The organism is Geothrix sp. 21YS21S-2, from assembly GCF_030846775.1.
In the GTDB taxonomy this organism is placed as follows: domain Bacteria; phylum Acidobacteriota; class Holophagae; order Holophagales; family Holophagaceae; genus Mesoterricola.
Genome location: NZ_CP132910.1, coordinates 3,682,564 through 3,702,561, shown reverse-complemented (window position 1 = coordinate 3,702,561; position 19,998 = coordinate 3,682,564). Strand labels below are relative to the sequence as shown.

19 protein-coding genes are annotated in these 19,998 nt (G+C 68.9%); 10 read left to right on the top strand and 9 right to left on the bottom strand.

All coding sequences use genetic code 11. The features are described 5' to 3' along the window. Positions 1-39 precede the first annotated feature (39 nt). The 6 genes from RAH40_RS16350 to RAH40_RS16325 all read right to left on the bottom strand — a co-directional run bounded on the left by RAH40_RS16350 (position 40) and on the right by RAH40_RS16325 (position 5,370). On the bottom strand, positions 40-477 hold the full coding sequence (locus tag RAH40_RS16350) for a type II 3-dehydroquinate dehydratase (RefSeq protein ID WP_306598642.1): 438 nt from the start codon (positions 475-477) through the stop codon (positions 40-42). A gap of 88 nt (positions 478-565) precedes the next feature. After that, entirely contained in the window at positions 566-1,015 is a 450-nt protein-coding gene (locus tag RAH40_RS16345; protein WP_306598641.1) for a cache domain-containing protein, read from the bottom strand. Between the two features lie 102 nt (positions 1,016-1,117). Next, positions 1,118-2,197, bottom strand: coding sequence for an OmpA family protein (locus RAH40_RS16340; protein WP_306598640.1), 1,080 nt, complete (start codon positions 2,195-2,197; stop codon positions 1,118-1,120). 189 nt (positions 2,198-2,386) lie between these two features. Then, complete coding sequence (locus RAH40_RS16335) at positions 2,387-3,316, bottom strand: AraC family transcriptional regulator (protein ID WP_306598639.1); 930 nt, start codon at positions 3,314-3,316, stop codon at positions 2,387-2,389. A 9-nt stretch (positions 3,317-3,325) separates the two neighbouring features. Beyond that, positions 3,326-4,315 carry an aldo/keto reductase gene (locus tag RAH40_RS16330; protein ID WP_306598638.1) on the bottom strand — a complete coding sequence of 330 codons (990 nt, stop codon included), beginning with the start codon at positions 4,313-4,315 and terminating at the stop codon, positions 3,326-3,328. 2 nt (positions 4,316-4,317) lie between these two features. Next, the gene (locus RAH40_RS16325) at positions 4,318-5,370 is read right to left on the bottom strand and encodes an NAD(P)-dependent alcohol dehydrogenase (RefSeq protein ID WP_306598637.1); all 1,053 of its coding nucleotides are present in this window, start codon (positions 5,368-5,370) and stop codon (positions 4,318-4,320) included. Between the two features lie 261 nt (positions 5,371-5,631). Between RAH40_RS16325 and RAH40_RS16320 the strand changes: the two genes are divergently transcribed. After that, a complete protein-coding gene (locus RAH40_RS16320; protein WP_306598636.1) occupies positions 5,632-6,198 on the top strand; it encodes a TlpA disulfide reductase family protein in 567 nt (188 codons plus the stop codon). A 212-nt stretch (positions 6,199-6,410) separates the two neighbouring features. On the opposite strand, the gene RAH40_RS16315 is transcribed toward RAH40_RS16320, so the two are convergent. Next, a complete protein-coding gene (locus tag RAH40_RS16315) occupies positions 6,411-7,754 on the bottom strand; it encodes an outer membrane beta-barrel protein (protein WP_306598635.1) in 1,344 nt (447 codons plus the stop codon). Positions 7,755-7,992: 238 nt separating this feature from the next. On the opposite strand from RAH40_RS16315, the gene RAH40_RS16310 reads away from it, so the two are divergent. From RAH40_RS16310 to RAH40_RS16275, 8 genes are all read left to right on the top strand, one after another. Beyond that, the gene (locus RAH40_RS16310; RefSeq protein WP_306598634.1) at positions 7,993-8,325 is read left to right on the top strand and encodes an STAS domain-containing protein; all 333 of its coding nucleotides are present in this window, start codon (positions 7,993-7,995) and stop codon (positions 8,323-8,325) included. A gap of 74 nt (positions 8,326-8,399) precedes the next feature. Continuing rightward, a complete protein-coding gene (locus RAH40_RS16305; RefSeq protein ID WP_306598633.1) occupies positions 8,400-9,077 on the top strand; it encodes a pyridoxamine 5'-phosphate oxidase family protein in 678 nt (225 codons plus the stop codon). Between the two features lie 65 nt (positions 9,078-9,142). Continuing rightward, positions 9,143-11,722 carry a hypothetical protein gene (locus tag RAH40_RS16300; protein WP_306598632.1) on the top strand — a complete coding sequence of 860 codons (2,580 nt, stop codon included), beginning with the start codon at positions 9,143-9,145 and terminating at the stop codon, positions 11,720-11,722. 120 nt (positions 11,723-11,842) lie between these two features. Further along, positions 11,843-12,733, top strand: coding sequence for a hypothetical protein (locus RAH40_RS16295; protein WP_306598631.1), 891 nt, complete (start codon positions 11,843-11,845; stop codon positions 12,731-12,733). A 154-nt stretch (positions 12,734-12,887) separates the two neighbouring features. Then, complete coding sequence (locus RAH40_RS16290) at positions 12,888-13,712, top strand: maleylpyruvate isomerase family mycothiol-dependent enzyme (RefSeq protein ID WP_306598630.1); 825 nt, start codon at positions 12,888-12,890, stop codon at positions 13,710-13,712. A 4-nt stretch (positions 13,713-13,716) separates the two neighbouring features. Next, positions 13,717-14,427, top strand: coding sequence for a trans-aconitate 2-methyltransferase (locus RAH40_RS16285; RefSeq protein WP_306598629.1), 711 nt, complete (start codon positions 13,717-13,719; stop codon positions 14,425-14,427). Positions 14,428-14,663: 236 nt separating this feature from the next. Next, entirely contained in the window at positions 14,664-15,050 is a 387-nt protein-coding gene (locus RAH40_RS16280; protein WP_306598628.1) for a BlaI/MecI/CopY family transcriptional regulator, read from the top strand. Continuing rightward, positions 15,047-16,600, top strand: coding sequence for a M56 family metallopeptidase (locus RAH40_RS16275; RefSeq protein ID WP_306598627.1), 1,554 nt, complete (start codon positions 15,047-15,049; stop codon positions 16,598-16,600). The genes RAH40_RS16280 and RAH40_RS16275 overlap by 4 nt, the downstream gene beginning before the upstream one ends. A 51-nt stretch (positions 16,601-16,651) precedes the next feature. Here the strand turns inward: RAH40_RS16275 and RAH40_RS16270 are convergent, their stop codons facing one another. Further along, positions 16,652-16,852 carry a hypothetical protein gene (locus RAH40_RS16270; RefSeq protein ID WP_306598626.1) on the bottom strand — a complete coding sequence of 67 codons (201 nt, stop codon included), beginning with the start codon at positions 16,850-16,852 and terminating at the stop codon, positions 16,652-16,654. 261 nt (positions 16,853-17,113) lie between these two features. Next, on the bottom strand, positions 17,114-18,541 hold the full coding sequence (locus tag RAH40_RS16265; RefSeq protein ID WP_306598625.1) for a hypothetical protein: 1,428 nt from the start codon (positions 18,539-18,541) through the stop codon (positions 17,114-17,116). Positions 18,542-18,674: 133 nt separating this feature from the next. On the opposite strand from RAH40_RS16265, the gene RAH40_RS16260 reads away from it, so the two are divergent. After that, positions 18,675-19,889, top strand: a complete 1,215-nt coding sequence (locus tag RAH40_RS16260) for a S1C family serine protease (protein WP_306598624.1) — start codon at positions 18,675-18,677, stop codon at positions 19,887-19,889. Positions 19,890-19,998: the final 109 nt, after the last annotated feature.

Sequence of the window (19,998 nt, the reverse complement as noted above, 5' to 3'; positions counted from 1 at the left end):
TCCCGGCGATCCTCGGCGAGAAAAGATGATGAATGCAGTTCAGGCTCGGGTTGTCAGATGACCGCAGATGCCCCTGAGTGCCAATTCATATCCCGCCACCCCGAACCCCGCCACCACCCCGAGGCTCACCGCCGCCGTCTGGGTCGCCGGCCCCCTCCGGATCGGGTTGCTGATGTGCACTTCGATCACCGGGAAGTTCGCCTGCGAGAGCGCCGCCACCAGCGCGGGATACCCCGTGCCGAAGCCGGCGGGGTTGAAGATGGCGGCGTCGAAGCCCTCGCCGCAGGCGTCGTAGATGCGGTTGATGACCTCGCCTTCGATGTTGGAATGGAAGATCTCCACCGCCACGTCCAGCTCCGCCGCGTAGCCGCGGATCTTCGCGTCGTAGTCCGGCAGGGTCATGGGGCCGAAGGTCTCGAGCTGGACCTTTCCGCGCATGTTCATGCCGGCGCCGTGGAGCACAAGGATCTTGGTCATGGATGGAACCTCCACGCTCAGAATACCCAGGAGGCTCGGCTGGAAAGCCATCCCCCGCTACGCAAAGGGAGGGGACTTCCGTCCGCTCCTAGTTCCGGTAGCTGCCGCAGCAGAAGACGAAGCCTTCGTGGGCTTCCACGTAGGTCGCCTTGGGTTCCACCTTCCGGGTGATGGGGTTCACGAAGTGGTAGTCAACCCAGCCTCTGCCCTTGGTCCGGGCCACCTTGATGAACTCCCGCACCTGGTAGAGGCCCTTGGCGTCCTTCACGTCCCATCGGCTGGTGCCCACCAGCTCGGACTGGAACCCGTTGGCCTTGGCGACCCCCTTCAGGTCGTACACGAAGAGGTACAGGTCGCTGCCGCTCCCCACGTGGAAGATGCCGTGCGGCAGGTTGGTCTGCAGGATCAGCTTGTCCATGCCGTCCTGCCTGGCGTAGGCGATGGCCTTCTGGACGATGCGTTCGGCCTGGGTCCGTTCGGAGGTCTGGGCGTTCGCGACCAGGCAGGTGAGGGCGAGGAGGGGGGCGGCAAAGCGCATGGTTCAATCCAGTGAGAGGCGGGATCCAGGGACCCGGAGATTGGAACAGCTTCCGGTATCAGTCTGGATCCCGCCCCTTCACGTGCCCATACGGTGGATTACCTACTGGACCTTGGTCTCCTGCTTGCGGACCTCGACCTGGGCGTCGGCGACCTTGACGTCGATCTCCACGCGGCGGTTCTTGGCCTGGCCTTCCTTGGTCTTGTTGTCGGCGATGGGCTTGTCGGGGCCCACGCCCACGGTGGTGATCCGGGCTGCGGGAATCCCGCCGGCCACGAGGATCTTCGCCACGGCGTCCGCGCGGCGCTTGCCCAGGGACGTGTTCAGGGCCTTGCCGCCCACCGAGGAGGTGTGGCCGCTCACCACCAGCGTGTACTCGCCGGGGTAGGCCTTGAGGCCCTCGGCCACCTTGGCCACGGCGGCGGCGCCTTCGGCGTCGATGTCCACCTTGCCGTTGGCGAAGTGCAGCATCGCCTCATCCAGCACGATCTTCGCCGGCGGGGGTGGCGGAGGAGGAGGGGGCGGCGGGGGAGGCGCGACGGGCTTGATCTCCTCCTTGGGGGGTTCGGGAACCGGGGGCGGGGGCGGGGGCGGCGGCGGTTCGGGCTTGGCCACCGGCGCGGGGGCGGGGGGCGGAGGCGGCGGAAGGGCAGGCGCGGCCTTGCGGCCTCCCCACGTGTAGCCGATGCCCGCCAGCGCGAGCACCTCGCTGGAATGGCCGCCGTTGGTGTTGACCCGCAGGGCCTTGAGATCCCCCTGGAAGATGACCCGCTCCGTCAGGTGCACCATGAGGCCCACGCCCGCGTGGTAGTTGATCTTGTTCTTGTCGCCGTCCGCCAGCGGCGGGTGCAGGCGGGTCATGCCCGTGCCCGCGGCCAGGTAGGGGTACCAGTTGGGCGCGCCGGGATTGAGGTTGTAGAGCGCCGACACCAGGCCCTGGTACTCATGGGTCCCCGTATTCGTCACGCGGATGTCCTGGTTGGTGCGCAGCGCCTTCAGGTCCAGCGACCAGGTGTCGGAGAACCAGTGCCCCGCCCCCAGGCCGAAGGTGGCGCCGTCGTTGAAGTAGTTCGAGACCTTCCGGAAGGCCGCGCCGCCCTGGATGGTGCCGTAGGACTGCCCCTCCTGGGCCATGAGGCCGACCGCCGACGCGGCCAGGATGAAGAGAAGTGCTTTCCGCATATCGCCTCCTGGGATGGGTTACTGAAAATATCATACATCAGTCGCGGTTATTGCCCAGGACCACCTTGGCCGGAAACGAGAATTCCGGTCGTTCCGAAGGGCCGGCGCATGGCCCGGGCCCCCCCCGCGCCCGGTTCCGTTCGGCAGTTCCGGAAGGGCTCGTGCCTTCACGCCTCCCGTTGTGCGGATCTAGGCCTCATCCAGGCCGGGGCCCATTCCGCCTTCGCGGATGTTCGAGATGTCCCTCATCGGCGCGTTCCCGAAGAATCGGCCGTACTCCCGGCTGAACTGGGACGCGCTCAGGTAGCCCACCTTCCGGCTGGCCGTGCCCGCGTCCATCATCCGGCTCAGCATGAGCCGCCGGGCCTCGTGGAGCCGCAGGACCTTCTGGTACTGCAGGGGGCTCATGGAGGTTACCGACTTGAAGTGCTGATGGAACGTGGAGACGCTCATGTGCACCAGGGTGGCCAGCCGCTCCACGTCCAGCGGTCGGTCGTAGTTCATGCGCACCCAGGAGACGGCCTTGGCCACCCGCTGCACCCGGGAGCCCTCCTGCCCGATCTGCGCCACCCGGGCTCCGATGGGGCTCCGCAGCAGGCGGATGAGGATCTCCTCCACCACCAGGGGCGCGATCCATTCCGCGTCGCCGGGCCGGGCCATGAGCTCCACCAGCCTCGCGGAGGCCGCGATGATGGCGGGATCGGCCTGGGTGACGCAGACCGCGAGGTTCCTGGAGCTCTGGGGCAGGCCGGCGGGGTACACCCTCAGGGCCAGGTCGGCCACGCGCTCCGCGTCCAGGTCCACCTTGAGGCAGAGGAAGGGTTCCTCGGCGCTGGCCCGGGTGATCTGGCCCGAGATCGGCACATCCACCGAGTAGACCAGGAGGCGCGAGGCGTCGTAGTCGAAGACCTCGCTGCCCAGGAACACCTTCTTGGCGCCCTGGGCGACGATGCAGATGCCGGGCTGGGCGACGCCGTGCGCCAGCTCCTGGCTGGCCCGGGAGGCCCGGACCACCTCCAGCCCGGGCTGGCGGAGCTTGAAGTGGCCGTCGTAGGGCGCATGGGCCCGGATGAGCCCGGCGAGCCGGGCCAGGTCCTGCGCTGCCGCCTGGGTGTCCATGGTCGCTCCTCAGCGTCCGGTCAGGCGTTCCAGGGCTTCGGGATACCGCGCCCCGTGCACGTCGATCGCCTTCAGGGCGGCCTCGAGGTCGTGGAGATCCCCGGCCGTGAGCTCCAGGTCGGCGGCCCCCAGGTTCTCTTCCAGGCGCGCCAGCTTCGTGGTGCCGGGGATGGGCACGATCCAGGGCCTCTGGGCCAGGAGCCACGCAAGCGCCACCTGGGCGGGCGTCGCCCCCTTCCGGGCGCCGATGCGGCCCAGCAGCTCCACCAGGGCCTGGTTGGCCTTCCGGGCCTCCGGTGCGAAGCGCGGGAGGCTGTTCCGGAAATCCCCGGGGACGAAGGCGGTCTTCTCGTCCAGCGCCCCCGTGAGGAAGCCCCGCCCCAGGGGGCTGTAGGGGACCAGGCCGATGCCCAGCTCCTCCAGGACCGGCAGGATCTCCGGTTCCACCCGGCGCTCCCAGAGCGAGTATTCGTTCTGCAGCGCCGTGACCTTCTGGACCGCGTGGGCCCGGCGGACGGTGGCCGCGGACGCCTCCGACAGGCCGAAGTGCCGCACCTTGCCCGCCCGGATCAGGTCCTTCACGGCCCCCGCCACCTCCTCGATGGGCACGGCCGGGTCCACCCGGTGCTGGTAGAACAGGTCGATGACGTCGGTGCGCAGCCGCCTGAGGGAGGCCTCGGCCACCTTGCGGATGTTCTCGGGCCTGCTGTCCAGGGCCGGCCCGTCCGCGGTCGGGGGAACCCCGATGGCGAAGCCGAACTTGGTGGCGAGGACCACCTTGGAGCGCAGGTGCTGGAGGGCTTCGCCCAGGAGCTCCTCGTTGACCAGCGGCCCGTACACTTCCGCGGTGTCGAAGAAGGTGACGCCCCGGTCCACGGCGGACCGCAGCAGGCCGATCATCTCCGTCCGGTCCGGGACGTTGCCGTAGGCATGGCTCATGCCCATGCAGCCCAGGCCCAGGGCCGAGACCTCAAGGGTACCGATCGTGCGCTTGTGCATCTTCAGCTCCTCAGGGACGCGATGTCGATGACGAAGCGGTACTTCACGTCGCTCTTGAGCATGCGCTCGTACGCTTCGTTGATGTCCTGCATGCGGATCACCTCCACGTCGGACACGATGCCGTGCTCGCCGCAGAAGTCCAGCATCTCCTGGGTCTCCCGGATCCCGCCGATGAGGGAGCCCGCCACGGACTTGCGCCCGAGGATCATGGGCACCGAGTTCAGGGCCGGTTCCAGGCCGCCCAGGTAGCCGACCAGCACGAGGGTGCCGCTGGGGGCCAGGGTGGGCATGTAGGGGTTCAGGTCGTGGACGTAGGGAACGGTGTCGATGATGAGGTCGAAGCGGCCGGCCACCTCCGCCATCCGGGCCGGGTCCGTGGAGAGCACGATGCGGTCGGCCCCCAGCCGGCGCGCGTCCTCCTCCTTGCCCTTGGAGCGGGTGAACAGCGTGACCTCGGAGCCCAGCGCCTTGGCCAGCTTCAGGGCCATGTGCCCCAGGCCGCCCAGGCCCACCACCGCCACGCGGCTGCCCTTGCCCGCCTTCCAGTGGCGCAGCGGCGACCAGGTGGTGATGCCCGCGCACAGCAGGGGCGCGGCCGCCTTCAGGTCCAGCCCGTCCGGAATGCGCAGGACGAAGGCGTCCGAGACGACGATCTTCTCGGAGTAGCCGCCCTGGGTCTTCGTCTGGTCGTGGCGGTCGACCCCGCCGTAGGTGCCGGTGAAGTCCCCGCAGTACTGCTCGTCCCCGTCTTCGCAGGGCTTGCAGTGCCGGCAGGAATCGACCAGGCAGCCAACGCCCACGGCGTCTCCCGCCTTGAATTTCGTCACCTCCGCCCCCACCTCCGTCACCCGGCCGATGATCTCGTGACCCGGGACGATGGGGTAGGTGGACCACCCCCAGTCGTTACGGGCGGTGTGCAGGTCCGAGTGGCAGACGCCGCAATAGAGGATCTCGATGACCACGTCGTCGGGACGGGGGTCGCGGCGGTCGAAGCGGTAGGGCGTCAGGCTGGACGTGGGAGACGTGGCGGCATAGGCGCGGACTGGGGTGGGCATGGGTTCCTCCGGAAGGTGCTGCACCTCTGAGTTTAGGAACCGGCGGCCGCAATTGATTGCCCAAAGATCCGGAGTTTTAGCCTGATTCTCCGGATTCCGGCCCGGGTGCGGACGGCCCGCCCCTCGCAGGAGAAGGTCCGGACCACGTCTGCCTGCCCGGCCCGGGTGCCCCGGATCGGCCCGCCTGCGCAGAAGGCCTCCCCGGCGCGGAAGGACCCCGGCCGGCCCGATCCGGGTCAGAATGGTCCAGGGGAGGCACCCATGGCTTCATTTGGCGAATGGCTCGAGGAGAAGCGCACCGAGGGGCTGGGCACCGGACTCTCGCTCCTCCTGATCGCCGTGGGCGTACTCGGCCTGGGCTGGATGGCCGTGCGCGCCTTCTCGGGCGGCGGGGACTCCGGTTCCGCGTTCGTCGGCCGCAACGTGTCGGCCCTCGTCCTCAGGGACGCCGAAGGCCGCACCCGCACCCTGGGCGAGTTCCGGGGCCAGGTGGTCGTGGTGGATTTCTGGGCCACCTGGTGCCCCCCCTGCCGCATGAGCCTCCCCGAACTCGCCGCACTCCAGGCCGCCCAGGGGCCGGCCTACGCGGTGGTTCCGGTCTCCCTGGACCGCACGGGCTTCGGAGCGGTGACCCCCTTCTTCGCGGCCAACCCGTCCATGGCGCTGGCCGCCATGGTCCCGGCGGACCCGGCGCGGCTGGCCAAGGAGGTGGGGGAGATCCGGGCCATCCCCACGACGCTGATCGTGGGCCGGGACGGCAAGGTGAAGCGGGCCTGGATGGGCTTCAGCCCGGGGCGGCTGGACCGGGAACTGAAGGCCGAGCTCTAGAAAAGGTGTGCCGTCCTTGGCCAGGTAGCAGTCAGGGCAGTTCTTCAGCCGGATCGCCGCCTCCCGGTCGAACACGTAGTAGGCCCGGCCACGCACCGTCACGTGGTGGTAGAGCAGATGGTTCGTGACCTGGCGGCCCGTGACGGGGCAGGTGGCGTTGGGAGCGGCAGCGAGGGCGATGGCGAGGAGGAGGCTGAACATGGGGGTCATTCCTAGAACTTGACCATCAAGGCCAGGGTGATCCTGCTTTCCGTCTTCCTGAGGTCGGGGGACCACCCCTCGACCGCAGACCCCAGGGGGCCCTGGTTCCCTCCGGGAGGCGTCAGTCCGCCCGGGCCGGTGAAGTAGGGCACACTGGCGCCCCGGCGGTTGAACTCGGCGCGCAGGGTGATGAACGGGCTGGGCATGTAGTCGTAGGTGACGGAACCGTCCCAGGCATGGAAGGGATCGCCTGGGTTCTGGGTGAAGTAGGGGGTGCCCGAGGCGGCCGTTGCGCCGTTGATGGGGGGCATCAGCACCAGGTAGCGGCCCGGGTTGGTGATGGCGCCGCCGCCCAGGGTGACGGCGTGGCGGTCGTGGCCGAACCAGAAGCGGTTGTAGAGCATCCAGCCGGCGAAGTACTGCTTGGGGTCGGAGGCCGTGCCGCTCCGGCTGACGCCGCCGCCCTGCTCATCCCCCAGATCGAAGGTGAACGACAGGGCCATGCGGTTCAGGCCCGCGCCGGGGCGGTCGTAGTATTTGTACTCGACGCTGTTGTCCGTGTGCCTCCGCGTGCGCTTCGGGTTGCCCGGGGTGTCGGCGCCCAGGATGTAGTTGTTGGAGATGAACGCCAGGTCGCCGGTGGGCCGCCACCAGATGGAGGCTCCCACGCCCGGTGTGTTGTTGAACATGTTGTAGGACTGCCAACCGTTCGTGAGCCAGAACTCGACCTTGAGCTTGTCGGTGGGAAACACCTGGAGGCGGATGCCGTTGAAGAACCAGGGCGTGTTCGAGGAGACGTACGACGGCTGGTAGGCCCAGTTGTCGAAGTTGTAGAAGCTGAAGAGCCCGATATAGGACATGAAGATGCCCGCGTCGAGGTTGACGCCGTTCAGGGCATCCCAGTGGTAGCCGCCGTAGGCTTCCGAGACGTAGCGGTACGCGTTGTCCGTGGCCCACTGGCCCTTGGCCGTGCTGGCGTCGTTGCGCGGGGTCATCGTGGCGTACATCCCGAACTGGGTGAGGATCCGGCCCCGGACGTGATCCCAGTGGAAGTCGCCGCCGATGCCCAGCTGCTGGACCTGGACCTCTCCGGTCCGCCCCAGCTCGCTGGAGCCGCCGAGGGTGTGGTCCTTGGGGTGGTTGAAGTCGTAGACCGCGTTCACGTCCGCCCGGAATTCGCCGGTGAAGTACTTCGAGTCCAGGATCGCGTCGTTCGTCCGGGGGTTGCCGTTCAGCCATGTGAAATCGGCGAAGGCGAAGGGCTCGGCGACCCTGGGCGCCGGGGGCTTGGGAGCCTGGGCAAGGCCGGGCACGACGGCCCCGGCCGCCAGGAAGGCGGTGAGAAGGATGCGCATTTGGGCTCCAGAAGTTGCCGGATCGCCTGATCCAGGCCGCCAATGAATATGGCCTGAAGTTCATTAAGAAAAGGTTGGGAATCCAGGGTCGTCCGTCAAAGTTCCATAAAGGGCGAACCGCCCGCGGAACGGCTGCCGCAACGGAATCTTTACGGGCCGCCCGGCCGCGGGTTTGAATGTTACCGGGTTGTTACAACGTTCTGGTCCAATGAGTCGTTCCAGCGCCGAGGGAGGCCGCATGCACCTTACCCAGCACATGGACCGGGATGTCCTCGTCCTGGTCCCCGGCCAGAAGCTGACGGCCTCGGAGGGCAAGGAGGACCTGTCCAGGGCCGTCCATGAGGCCCTCGACGCCGGCGTGCTGAAGATCCTGCTCGATTGCTCCTCGGTGGAATTCATCGACAGCCTGGGCGTGGGCCAGATCGTTGCGAGTTTCGTGTCCACGCGGAACAGGGGAGGGCGGCTGATCCTGTGCGGCCTCAGGCCGCGCGTCGTGCTCGTGCTGCGCATGGCCAGCCTGCACCTGGTGCTGGACATGAGGGAGGCGGGCCCGGAAGATGTGGCCTGGTAGCTGAACGGGCTCCGCCGGTCCCGGCCGGGTCAAGGGCCGCCTGGAGACACTGCAGCCCTTCCCGTGGAGGACCCATGACCAAGGCATTTTTCCACAGGACCCTCACCCCCGCCGTGAAGGCCGCGCAGGAGCGCTACTACGGCCGCAGCCTCCCCCGGCCCGGATCGGCCGCCGGGGACACCCTCGGCGCGGATGAGATCGCCTTCATCGAGGACCGGGACAGTTTCTACCTGGCCACGGTGAACCCGGAGGGATGGCCCTACATCCAGCACCGGGGGGGTCCCCGCGGCTTCCTGAAGGTGCTGGGCCCGGCCGAGCTCGGGTTCGCGGATTTCAGGGGGAACCGGCAGCTCCTGACCACGGGCAACCTCCAGGGAGGCGCGCGCGTCTGCCTCTTCCTGATGAGCTATCCGCACCAGACGAGGCTGAAGCTCCTGGGCCGGGCGGAGGTGCTGGGCGTCGAGGAGGATCCCGCCCTGGCCGAACGCCTGATCCCGCCGGGAAGCGAGACGGTCACCGAGCGCCTGTTCCGAATCCGGGTCGAGGCCTTCGACTGGAACTGTCCGAAGTTCATAACCCCACGCTTCACGGAGGAGGAGGTCGCCCAGGCGGTCCGGCCTCTTCGGGACCGGATCGCCCGGCTGGAGGCGGAACTCACTCGCCTGAAGGCACCTGCGGCAGGGGGAACCAAGCCCGCACCCGATCCACCGAGTTCTTCCGGGGAAGGACCCGCGGGACGCGATCCTCGCTGAAGCGTGCAAGCAACCGAAGGGACCGGACGCCTCAACCCTTTGCCGCCCGCTGGGGTCTCATGGAGATGCGCACGCATTCGAATCCCGTTCACGCCTTGTTCAGGAAGGCGTTCTGCGTCTGTGCCCTGACGGGCTGCCTTGCCCCCCTGGCCGGAGCGCCCCCCGAAGCGCCCAAGGCCAAGGAGAAGCAGGCGGATGCCCCGACCCTGGTCGAGGCCTTCCAGAAGGGCCCGATAGCCATCACCGCGACCGTGGTCCATGCCCAGGGAACGCCCGAGGAGTCCTCCCTCCCCGTGTTCCAGGTGCCGGTCCTGAAATTCCAGGACAGGCTGGAGCTTTCCTTTTCCGGGGAAGCCTTCGACCAGCGGGTCACCCGTGCCGACTGGTCCCTGGTCGTCGTCTTCCTGCCGAAGACCGTCGCCCCCACCGACCAGGGTGTCGTCAGCTTCCGCCTGAAGCGCAAGGGCGACGAGATGATGGTGCCTTCCATCCCGGTGCCCTACGATTCCATTCCCATGATCTTCCTGGTCCCCGACAAGAACGGGCGCAAGAAGGTGCTCAAGGACCTCAACACCCACCTGGAAGCCTTCCGGAACCTCTGCACCAGGATCTTCGAACTTTCCGAGGAGCGCGCCTCGGTGGACAGGTTCCTGGCGGACCTGGACGCCATCGACAAGAACCTCTCCCCCGCGCAGTACGACAACGCCGTGCTGGGCTTCCTCCATTCCTACGGCAACGCCGTTTCCGGGGATCTCCAGGCCTTCGTGGGGAGTTCCAGGTCCAACCTGGCCAAATTCCAGTTCATCACCCAGGAGTTCAGGAAGACCAATGTCCTCGTCCCGGAATCGGGCTCGGCGCCGGTGGAAGCCCAGGTCACGGCCGGGGCGGGCGGGAACCGCCCCATTTCGGCCTATGTCTCGATATTCTTTGACCTTGCCTCCATCATCAAGAACCTCTGGCCGGGCCACCAGTTCCAGTACCTGCCGGCCCTGGCGCGGAACTTCCACGGGGCCAGCGCCGAACTCTACTACAGCGACTGGATCCATACGACCGGCGACACGCTCGGGGCCCTCATGTGCTGTCCAGGCCAATGGGAGGACCAGACGCCCCCGTCCTTCGAGCTGGAACTGCCCGGCGGGGAATCCATCCTCAAGAACCAGGCCCTCCTGAAGGTCCGCCCCCGGGAGAAGAACCGGAACCCGTTCTCGCTGTTCGGGCACGACTGGAAGCTCCTGGTCACCGGACCCAAGGGCGAGGCCCTGCCCCCCCTGGGGCTCACCGCGAGCCCGGGCAAGGCGTCGTTCGTGGCCTCTCCGGCCCCGCTCCAGGAACCCCTGAGGAAGCTGGGCGCCGCCAAGGTGCAAGTCCGCGTGGTCGGGCGCTGGGGCTTCACCAGCATCGCCACCGACCCCCTGGAACTTCCGGTGGGCGTCGACCCGGCCTGGGCCCCGACCCCGGAGGAGCGGGCGGCGTTCCAGATCGGGAAGGGCTGCGCGATCGGGTTGCCCAGGACCTGGGCCCCCGTGGTGGAAAAGGTCGCCTTCCGGCCGGCCAAGGCCGGTTCGGCGCCCCTGATCGCGAACCTGACGGAAGGGAAGGACGGCGGCAGATCGGCCGTCTTCCAGCCCAGGCCGGACCAGGCCGGGGCCGGGGTCCTGGAGATCCTGGCGTTTGGCCAGGAAAAGCCCATGCTCGCCCTGCCCATGACCCTGCTCGAGGCGCCCCCGGAGCCCGCGGGACTGGAGGCCCGCCTGGGCGAGGACCGGATCGCGCTCAAGGGATGCCACCTGGAGGGCATCCAGGCGATGGAACTGGGGAATCGCCGGTTCATCCCCAGTGGCTCGGATGCGCCCGGCCTCCGCACCTTCCGGGCCGAGGACGGCAAGCCCCTGGACGGGACCCCCGGCACGAAGCTGGCCGCTTCCATGGTCCTGGCGGCGGACCGGAAGGTCCCCCTCGAGAACGCGGCCCTGCTGGCGGCGCGACCCCGCCTCGCCGAGGCGCAGGTCGTTCCCGTGGAGGCCAGGGCCACCCGCGTCCTCCTGACCTCCAGCCTTCCGATCGCCGCCACCGGTTCCCCGAGCCAGGTGGGCCTCATCGCGGCCAGGGGCTACCGGTTCCCGTCCGACCGAGGCTTCCACGCCGCCATCCGGAACGCCGACGAGCCCAAGGAGATCCGCGCCATCCCCCAGGCCAGGATCAAGGTCATGGGCAACAACCTGAAGGCGACCTTCACGTTCACACCGGCCGAACTCCTGGGAGGCCGGGCTTCGGGCCGGCTGGAGGTCCAGGTCCTGGACGACCACTGCGGCGCCGGCGACTGGCTCCCCCTCCCCGCCACCTTCCTGGACCTGCCCACCATCGCCGCGGTCCAGAGGACCCCCGCCGGAACGAGGCTCGTCGGGCCGTCGCTGGATGCCATCGAAGCCCTGGCGCCCTCGCCCTCCGGGCCCTGGGAGAAAGCCAGCGTGGCCATCGGGGAGGGCCACGAATCCATCGACCTGGCCTCGCCCCTCCCGGCCGGTCAAGGCTACCTGCGGGTTTTTGGCTGGCCCGACCTGGTGCTCACGCTGAAATTCCCCGCCCTTCCCCCCTCGCCTGCCGACCCGGCGCCGGCCACCGGGCCCCAGGGCCTTCGGCCCTAGCGCCGTTCCCGTCCCGCCCTGGCAGGACCGGGTGGCGGAACCTGTGGGGAAAAGCCCCTCCCTGGAAACAGGAATTGTAGAATTCGCCGCACGACCTGATTCGATACGTGGAGATGCCCGATGAAATCCCTGCGCCTTCCGGTCCTCGCCGTCCTGGCCTCGATCCTGCCCGCCGCCCAGGCCCAGCAGCCGGCCGCCGCACCGGCTGCGGTGATCCAGATGAAGCCGTGGCGCACGCGCTGGGCGATGGAAGCCGAAGTCGGCGGCAGGAAGGGCCTCTACCTGTTCGACACGGGGGCGGGGATCACGCTCGTATCGCCCGAGAGCGCCAGGCGCGCAGGCTGCGAGCCCTGGGGCCGGATCACCGGCTACGACATGATGGGAACGCGCCACGACGGGCCGCATTGCGGCGATTCCATCCCGGTCACCGTGGCCGGCATCGCCCTTGCGCCGCCGGTGCTCGGCCTGATCCGGATGGCCGAGCACAATCCCCGCGATGCGGAACTGGACGGCATCATCGGGCTGAACCTGTTCGAGGGCCGAACCGTGACGCTGGATTTCGCCGCAGGGACGCTGACGCTCGAGTCGGAGGCAAGCCGGACGGCGCGAATCGCGACCCTGCGTCCCCTGCGCATCCGGCTGAAACGCGAGGTGAACGGCTGCGCACTGGCGGTGATGGCCGCCGTTCCGTCGAAGAAAGGCACGCTGTGGTTCGAGCTCGATTCCGGCAACGGCGGCACGGTGCTCGCCTCCAAGGCGATCGCCCATCTGGTCGGCATGGACCCGAAGCAGGATGGCAAACAGCTCGCCGATTTCGAAATCCTGGGCGATATCCGCGCGACAACGCCGGATGCCTTCGCGCCGGACATGATCATGGATGGAAACCTGGGCATGCCCTTCCTGCGCAACTGGGTGGTGACGCTCGATCTGGCCAAGGGACTCGCATGGATCGGCAGGCCTCCGGCGCCGCCCAGGCCCGCCACACCGCTTGATCAGGCGATCCAGCACTAGGTAAGATGCTGGCCCAGGGCCTCCGGTCGTTGCCAATCGGACCCATCCGGCAGGCCCGGCCGCATGGATGCAGTGCCTGGCGATGCCCCTTGATCCCCGTTCCGTCCCATGTCCCACCTCTTTGTCCCACCTTCCCAATGGCGCTGGAGGGCGCATGACGGCTTCACCGATTTTCGATCCCAGACCCATCATCGCACGTGTCCATGCCAGCCTGCTCGACCTTCTGGCCACCTTGACGCCGGAGGACTGGCGGCGGCCAACGGTGGCGCGACGCTGGTGCGTCAAGGACGTCGCCGCCCACCTCCTGGACGGGCAGTTGCGCCGTCTCGCGGTTCAACGCGATGGCTGGTTTTCGGGTCGTCCGGAGCCCGGTGAGCCGCTCGTGGCGTTCCTCAACCGCCTGAACGCCACCTGGGTGGAGGCCTCGGCGCGGCTGAGTCCGGAGGTGCTGCGTGGCCTGCTGGCCTGGACCGGCGGTGAACTGGCGGCCGCCATGTCGGGCCTCGACCTGGCCGCTCCGGCCACCTTCCCGGTGGCCTGGGCAGGCGAGACCGCATCCACCACCCGCTTCGACCTTGCGCGCGACCTCACCGAACACTGGATCCACCAGCAGCAGATTCGCCTCGCCGTCGGCGCGCCGCCCCTGGTCGAAGCCGACCTGCTGCATCCGGTGATGGACACCCTGTTGCGGGCCCTGCCCCACGCGTATCGCGGCGTTGCCTGCGAGCCGGGCGCCACGCTTCGCGTGGAGCTGACCGGGGACGCCCCCCGCGTCTGGTGCCTGAGGCGGGACGTGGACCTCTGGACGCTTCACCTCGGCGAAGGCCCTGCCCGGTCCACGGTCGCGCTGGATCCGGAAACCGCCTGGCTTCTGCTCTCCAAGGCGCTGGGCCGGGAGGAGGCCCTGGGCCGTGTTCGCTTGACGGGCGATCAGGCGCTGGCCATGCCCCTGCTGGAGACCGTTGCCGTCATGGCCTGAACCGATGTCCAATCCCCTTGCCGCCTCCGTCATCGACCTCTACCGCCGCCACGGCGAGCACTGGGCCGCCTTGCGCCACGCGCAGCCGTTTCCGGAAACCGGCTGGCTTGGACGCTTCGCATCAGGTCTCGCGGATGGCGGGGACGTTCTGGACCTGGGCTGCGGCAGCGGCCGGCCCATCGGGGCGTGGCTGGCGGCGCGCGGATTCGCGCTCACCGGCGTCGATACCGCCGGCTCCCTGCTCGCCCAGGCCCGCGCGGCGTTGCCCGGCCAGGCGTGGATCGAAGCCGACATGCGCTCCTTGGCCCTGGGCCGGAGATTCTCCGGAGTCCTCGCCTGGGACAGCTTCTTCCATCTCGACCACGACAGCCAGCGCGGGATGTTCCAGGTCTTTGCCGCCCATTCGGCCCCCGGGGCCCCCCTCATGTTCACGAGCGGTCCCAGGCACGGCGAGGCGATCGGGTGTCTCAATGGCGACCCGCTTTTCCACGCCAGCCTGTCTCCGGAGGAATACCGCGGCCTGCTCGAGGCCTACGGTTTCGAGGTTGTCGCCTTCACGCCGGAGGATCCGGCCTGCGGCTCCCGCACCGTCTGGTTGGCGCGTCGCCGGGACGGTCCCGCCCTTCCGGACCCGGACCTTGAACCGGTCGCCTCGCCCCATCGGACGCCGTCTCCATCCGGCCGGCAGGCGGCGAAGGATGGGCAACGGCCTTGAAGAAGGAACCCCGGCGTCTTCAGGCAGGTTCCGTGCACCCTTCCGTCAGGGAACGGGCTCGGGGTCCACGGCTGCAATGAAAACCTCGATGCCTTGACCTGACACCCCCTCCTGACCGGCGGATCGCAGAATTAGAATTCGTTTTCTTTAAGCACCATGACAGGGTCCTGAAGTTTTCCCTTGCCCTCTACGAAAAAGAACGTACACATATCTTCGTAGACCAAGGAGTCCCCTCCATGAACCATCCCCTGCCCCGGCCCACCGACGGTGAACTGGCCATTCTCCGGGTGCTCTGGGATCGCGGACCGTCGACGGTCCGGCAGATCCACGAGGTGCTGGCGGGGGAGAAGGATCTGGGCTACACGTCGGTGCTGAAGCTTCTCCAGGTCATGACGGAGAAGAACCTGGTCACCCGGGACGAGCGCGAGCGGTCCCATGTGTACCAGGCGGCCCAGAGCGCGGAGCGCACCCGGGAACACCTGGTGGGCGATCTGCTGGACCGGGCCTTCGGCGGATCCGCCGCGAAGCTCGTCATCCAGGCCCTTTCCTCCCGGAAGACGTCCCGGGCGGAGCTGGATGAGATCCGGGCGCTCCTGGATGCGGCCGAAGGGAGGCAGTCATGACGCATCTCTGGGCATCTCCCCTCTTCCAGGCCCTGGGATGGACCCTCGTCCATTCCCTGTGGCAGGGCGCGGGCCTGGGCCTGCTGGCCTGGGCCGGGACCCGGCTGTTGCGGAGCCGGACGCCGGGGTCCCGGTATGTCCTGGCCTGCGCGGCCCTGGCGGCCATGCCCCTGGCGGCCCTGGCGACCTTCGCGCTGTGCTGGCCGGCGCCGCTCCCCCCGGGGGTGGTGCTGGTGGCCGATGCGCTGCGGCCCCCGGGCTGGCGGGAACTGCTGGGGCCCTACCTGCCCCAGGCCTGCGCCTTCTGGATGCTGGGGGTCTCGGTCATGGGCCTGCGGCTCCTGGGCGGGTGGTACTGGATCCAGCGCCTGCGCCGGGTCGGCGCCGAGCCCGCGCCCGGCGAGTGGATCGAACGGGCCGGTGCCCTGGCGGAGCGCATGGGGATCACCTTCCCCGTGGGCCTGCTGCGGTCCTGGACCGTGGACGCGCCCATGGTCATCGGCTGGATAAGGCCGGTGATCCTGGTGCCGGCGGCGGCCCTGGCGGGCATGGATCCCGCGGCCCTCGAGGCCGTCCTCGCCCACGAGCTGGCCCACGTGCGGCGCCACGACTACCTGGTCAACCTCATGCAGTCCATGGTGGAAGCCCTCTTCTTCTACCACCCCGCGGCCTGGTGGGTCTCCCGCCAGATCCGCACCGAACGCGAGAACTGCTGCGACGACGCGGCGGTGGAAGTCTGCGGCGATCCGATCCTCTATGCCCGCGCCCTTGAGCGCCTGGAGGATCTGCGCCAGTCCCTCGAACCCAACCCTGGCCTCGCCCTGGCGGCCAACGGAGGAATTCTCATGAACCGCATCAAACGTCTCATCCTGCCCAATCTGCCGCCCTCCCCCCTGGGGCGCGCGGGCCTGCTGGCCGTTCTGGCCGTCACCGCCCTGGGCGCCGCCTCGGGCCTGGGGCTCCACCAGGAGGCCGCCCCCAAGGCCCCCGAGGGCGCCCCGAAGGTGGAGAAGAAGATCGTCCGCATCGAGAAGCGGGGCGACCTGGACGCCAAGACCAAGGCCTTCGAGGCCAAGGCCGAAGCCTTTGCGAAGAAGTTCGAGAGCTCCCGCAAGTCCGCCAAGGCCGATCCCGAGCTGGACCGCCTCCAGAAGGAGATGCAGGAGAAGGCCAAGGAACTGGCCGCCGAGGCCCGGAAGGTCGCGCTCATCGGCCTCCGCCTGCCCCACCTCCGCGTCCTCAACGACAAGGAGATCGACCTCGCCGAGCTGGAAACCCTCCATGAACTGGAAGGCGGCCCCGGCGAGCGGCACATCGTCATCCGCAAGCGCGTCGATGGGCCCGAAGGCGAAGGCAAGCCCGGCGAGAACCGGGTGATCACCATGCGCGTGGGTCCCCGCAGCGCCGAGGTGGACGAACTCAAGGCCGAGATCGCCCGCCTCAAGGCCCGCCTCGACCGCCTGGACCAGGGCGGCCCTGCGGCGCCTCCCGCGCCTCCCGCACCCCCGGCGCCCGCCGCGCCGCCAGCGCCTCCCGCGCCGGCGAACTGAGGAACGCGCCCGTCCAGCGGCCCACGGGCGTTCCGCCCGCGGGCCGCCGCTCTAGATGAACATCGCCTCGATCAGGTCGTCCTCGGCCGTCCGGGTGTGGCCCCGGAACAGGTCGCCGATGGCCCGGAATTTCCGGCGGACCTCCCGGCCCGTGCGGGGCGTGGTGAAGGCCACCGCGAGGGCGCCGAGGGCGGCGCCGCCGAGGAGCGTCAGCAGCAGCTTGTCATAGGGGAGCGGGGTTCGTGAAGTCATGGGCAGGTCCTTTCCGGGAAAAGGGAATTCAGCTTACGCCTGGGCGTCGCGGCCTTGAAGGGTTCGCTGAGGGCCTATTTTTTTATATGAACGGGTTTTCCGGCGGACCGTCTGTAAATACTCGGGTCCCAAGAAGATGATGATCAACAAGCTGAGAATCAGCACTACGCCTAACAGAGCATTCATATCCATACCTCCGGGCAGGCCGCGGGATCGGTGCAGTCAAGGTGCCGCGCGCCCGCCTCAGGTTCCTTTCGGAGTTCAAAACTCGAACCGGCTCCTGGGGTAGGTCGCCTCCATGAGGGCCAGGCGCTCGGACAGGTGCTGCTCCAGGGCCGCCCACCGGAGGGTGCCGCGGGCGCCGGCCAGGAAGGGGCTCTGCTCGTACCACCGCAGGCACCCGAAACCCTGGGCGAAGGCGCGGTTCGCCACGTCCTGGGCCTCGGCGGGGCTGCCCAGGAAGCCGAAGGCCTCGGCGAGCTTGAAGGTGAACTCGCCGTCGGGGATGCGGATGGGGATGCGTTCCGCCCAGAGCCTGCGCAGCTCCTCCAGGGCCGCTTCATGCCTGCCCGCCAGGCCCAGTTCGTAGACCCCGGCCAGGTCCATGAAGGCGCGGTTGCCCCCCGGGGTGGCGGCGGCGCGGTGGAAGTGCCTCGCGGCTCCGGCGCGGTCCCCGCGCAGCAGGCGCGCGTAGCCCCGGTAGAAGTCCCGGAGGGCGTCGGGCTCCGTGGCCGACCCCGGCCCCAGGACCGTCTCGAAGCGGTCCAGCTCGCCCCGGTAGAGGTAGGTGTTCTCCGTGATGTCGGCCTCGCCGCGGCTCGGGCCCGAAAGCGCGTCCCGCCGCGCCAGGGCCCGGGAGGCCCCCTCCAGGAGGCCCGCGCTGCGGGCGGCGTAGGCCACGGCCTCGTAGAGCCTCGGGGCCCTGGGGCTCCGGCGGATGGCGTCGAGCAGCAGATCCAGGGCGGCGCGCTGGTTCCCGATCTCCGTGCGGAAGCGCCCGAAGAGGGTGGCGGCCCGGGGGCAGTCGGGGGCCAGGGCCAGGGCCGTGAGGAAGTCCTGTTCGCAGCGGTCCTGCAGGTGGGCCGGGGCCCGGTTGTCGTCCAGGATGTGGTTGTTGAGCAGCCGTGCCCGGGCGAGCCAGGCGCCTGCGCAGCCGGGCTCCTGCGCGAGGATCCGGCCGCAGACGTCCAGGTCGCCCTCGATGGAGCCTGCGGGCCGTGAAGCGGTCATGCGCGCCAGGTCCCAGAAGAAGGCCGGATCGCGGGGCAGGAGCAGGCCCCTGGCGCGGTCCTCCAGCCCCAGCCACGCCAGGGCCGCGCCCACGGCCGCGTCGGGGGAGTCGGCATTCAGGTCCCCGGTCCTCACGGGCCTGCCGGCCCGCTGCAGGACGAGGTGCATGCGGACCTTCCCCTCCGGCCGCTCCAGGGAGACCGTGAGGGCCTCCTGGGGCCCGCCGGGGAGGACGGCCTCGCTCTCCACCACCGCCAGCCCCGTGCGGTACTCCAGGCAGTCCTTGAAGAGGACTCCGAACCCGCGCCGCTCAAGGGGCGTCAGGCCCTGGAACGCCGTGGCGGGGGCCAGGCGGAGTTCGAGGGGGGCCCTGGAGGAGGGCCGGAGGTTGCGCCGGTATTCCAGCACGCCCGTGACGGCGGCCGCGAGGAGGGCGAAAAGCAGAACGAAGCGTCGCATGGGGTGGTGCCATTCTCCGGGATGCCCGATTATCCGCCCCGCGGACGTTCCCGCGAGACTTATTCCGGGGCGGGTTGTGATGGGCTTGCTCCCCGGTTTGTCGCATCATGGCAAAGGACCTGGGAGGATGGACATGGACCTGAGGCACGTTGCGATGCGGGCGGCCCTGCTGCTGAGCCTGCCCCTGGCCGCCCAGGAGCCCTACGAACGCCCGCACACCAAGCTCACGCCCGCCGAGCAGGAGACCGTCGACTTCAACCGCAAGCTCGCGAAGCCCCGGGCCGCCACGCCGCGCCCCGCCCTTACCCCCGCCGAGCGCGCCAAGGCCGACGCCTTCAAGCGGGCCCGCAATTCGGTGGTGTTCATCCGCTCCATCACCAGCGGCCACTTCGAGAACAACCAGGGCGACCAGATCGCCATCCCCCCGGCTTCCGGCACGGGCTTCGTGTGGGACAACCTGGGCCACGTGGTCACCAACCACCATGTGATCACCTTCGAGGACGTGGCCGTGGGCGCCCCCCGCAGCGAGGCGGACGATCTGCAGGTGACCCTGGCCGACGGGCGCATCTTCAAGGCCGTGGTCATCGGGCGGAGCCTCGCCCAGGACATCGCGGTGCTCCACGTCTTCGCGCCCCTGGACGCCCTCAAGCCCCTGCCCATCGGCACCGCCAAGGACCTCATCGTGGGGCAGGACGTCCTGGCCATCGGCAATCCCTTCGGCCTGGACCACACCCTCACCGCCGGGATCGTCTCGGCCCTGGGCCGGCCCATCGTCACCAGCTTCGGGACGCACATCTCCGGCGCGGTGCAGACCGACGCGGCCATCAACCCGGGCAATTCCGGCGGCCCGCTCCTGGACCGGACCGGGCGGCTCGTGGGCATGAACACCGCCATCACCTCCACGTCCGGGGCCAGCTCCGGGGTGGGCTTCGCCATCCCCGTGGAGACCCTCAACCGCGTGGTGCCCCTGCTCATCGCCAAGGGCCAGACCTACCGCCCCGTCCTGGGCTTCGACACCCTGCCCTCCCACTGGGCGCCCGAGTGGGGCATCACGCGGGGCATCGCGGTGCGGGGCGTGGACGCCGGCGGCATCGCCGACAAGGCCGGCCTGCGCGGCATCACCCTCAAGCCGGGCCTGGAGAAGGCCACCAAGGTGGAGGACTGCGTCCTGGGCGACCTGATCATCGGCATCAACGGCGTGAAGATGGAAACCGACATCGAGCTCATGGACTTCCTGGAGATGATCCCCCCCGACCAGACCCTGGAGTTCGAGGTCCTGCGCGAAGGCAAGCCGATGAAGATCCTCATGAAGCCCGGCGACGCACCCGCGGTGGAGCAGAAGACCTAGGAAAATGCCGTCCGCCATCCTATGATTTAAATATAATATTTTCTCTTTTTACGGAATTTTTATATTAGATATGTGATCTAGGTACCAAGGGGTCCCCTTTATGATGGGT

Bases quoted from the DNA above. Each gene is read 5' to 3' on its own strand.
- RAH40_RS16350 (WP_306598642.1), bottom strand. From the start codon at position 477: ATGACCAAGATCCTTGTGCTCCACGGCGCCGGCATGAACATGCGCGGA.
- RAH40_RS16345 (WP_306598641.1), bottom strand. From the start codon at position 1,015: ATGCGCTTTGCCGCCCCCCTCCTCGCCCTCACCTGCCTGGTCGCGAAC.
- RAH40_RS16340 (WP_306598640.1), bottom strand. From the start codon at position 2,197: ATGCGGAAAGCACTTCTCTTCATCCTGGCCGCGTCGGCGGTCGGCCTC.
- RAH40_RS16335 (WP_306598639.1), bottom strand. From the start codon at position 3,316: ATGGACACCCAGGCGGCAGCGCAGGACCTGGCCCGGCTCGCCGGGCTC.
- RAH40_RS16330 (WP_306598638.1), bottom strand. From the start codon at position 4,315: ATGCACAAGCGCACGATCGGTACCCTTGAGGTCTCGGCCCTGGGCCTG.
- RAH40_RS16325 (WP_306598637.1), bottom strand. From the start codon at position 5,370: ATGCCCACCCCAGTCCGCGCCTATGCCGCCACGTCTCCCACGTCCAGC.
- RAH40_RS16320 (WP_306598636.1), top strand. From the start codon at position 5,632: ATGGCTTCATTTGGCGAATGGCTCGAGGAGAAGCGCACCGAGGGGCTG.
- RAH40_RS16315 (WP_306598635.1), bottom strand. From the start codon at position 7,754: ATGCGCATCCTTCTCACCGCCTTCCTGGCGGCCGGGGCCGTCGTGCCC.
- RAH40_RS16310 (WP_306598634.1), top strand. From the start codon at position 7,993: ATGCACCTTACCCAGCACATGGACCGGGATGTCCTCGTCCTGGTCCCC.
- RAH40_RS16305 (WP_306598633.1), top strand. From the start codon at position 8,400: ATGACCAAGGCATTTTTCCACAGGACCCTCACCCCCGCCGTGAAGGCC.
- RAH40_RS16300 (WP_306598632.1), top strand. From the start codon at position 9,143: ATGCGCACGCATTCGAATCCCGTTCACGCCTTGTTCAGGAAGGCGTTC.
- RAH40_RS16295 (WP_306598631.1), top strand. From the start codon at position 11,843: ATGAAATCCCTGCGCCTTCCGGTCCTCGCCGTCCTGGCCTCGATCCTG.
- RAH40_RS16290 (WP_306598630.1), top strand. From the start codon at position 12,888: ATGACGGCTTCACCGATTTTCGATCCCAGACCCATCATCGCACGTGTC.
- RAH40_RS16285 (WP_306598629.1), top strand. From the start codon at position 13,717: ATGTCCAATCCCCTTGCCGCCTCCGTCATCGACCTCTACCGCCGCCAC.
- RAH40_RS16280 (WP_306598628.1), top strand. From the start codon at position 14,664: ATGAACCATCCCCTGCCCCGGCCCACCGACGGTGAACTGGCCATTCTC.
- RAH40_RS16275 (WP_306598627.1), top strand. From the start codon at position 15,047: ATGACGCATCTCTGGGCATCTCCCCTCTTCCAGGCCCTGGGATGGACC.
- RAH40_RS16270 (WP_306598626.1), bottom strand. From the start codon at position 16,852: ATGACTTCACGAACCCCGCTCCCCTATGACAAGCTGCTGCTGACGCTC.
- RAH40_RS16265 (WP_306598625.1), bottom strand. From the start codon at position 18,541: ATGCGACGCTTCGTTCTGCTTTTCGCCCTCCTCGCGGCCGCCGTCACG.
- RAH40_RS16260 (WP_306598624.1), top strand. From the start codon at position 18,675: ATGGACCTGAGGCACGTTGCGATGCGGGCGGCCCTGCTGCTGAGCCTG.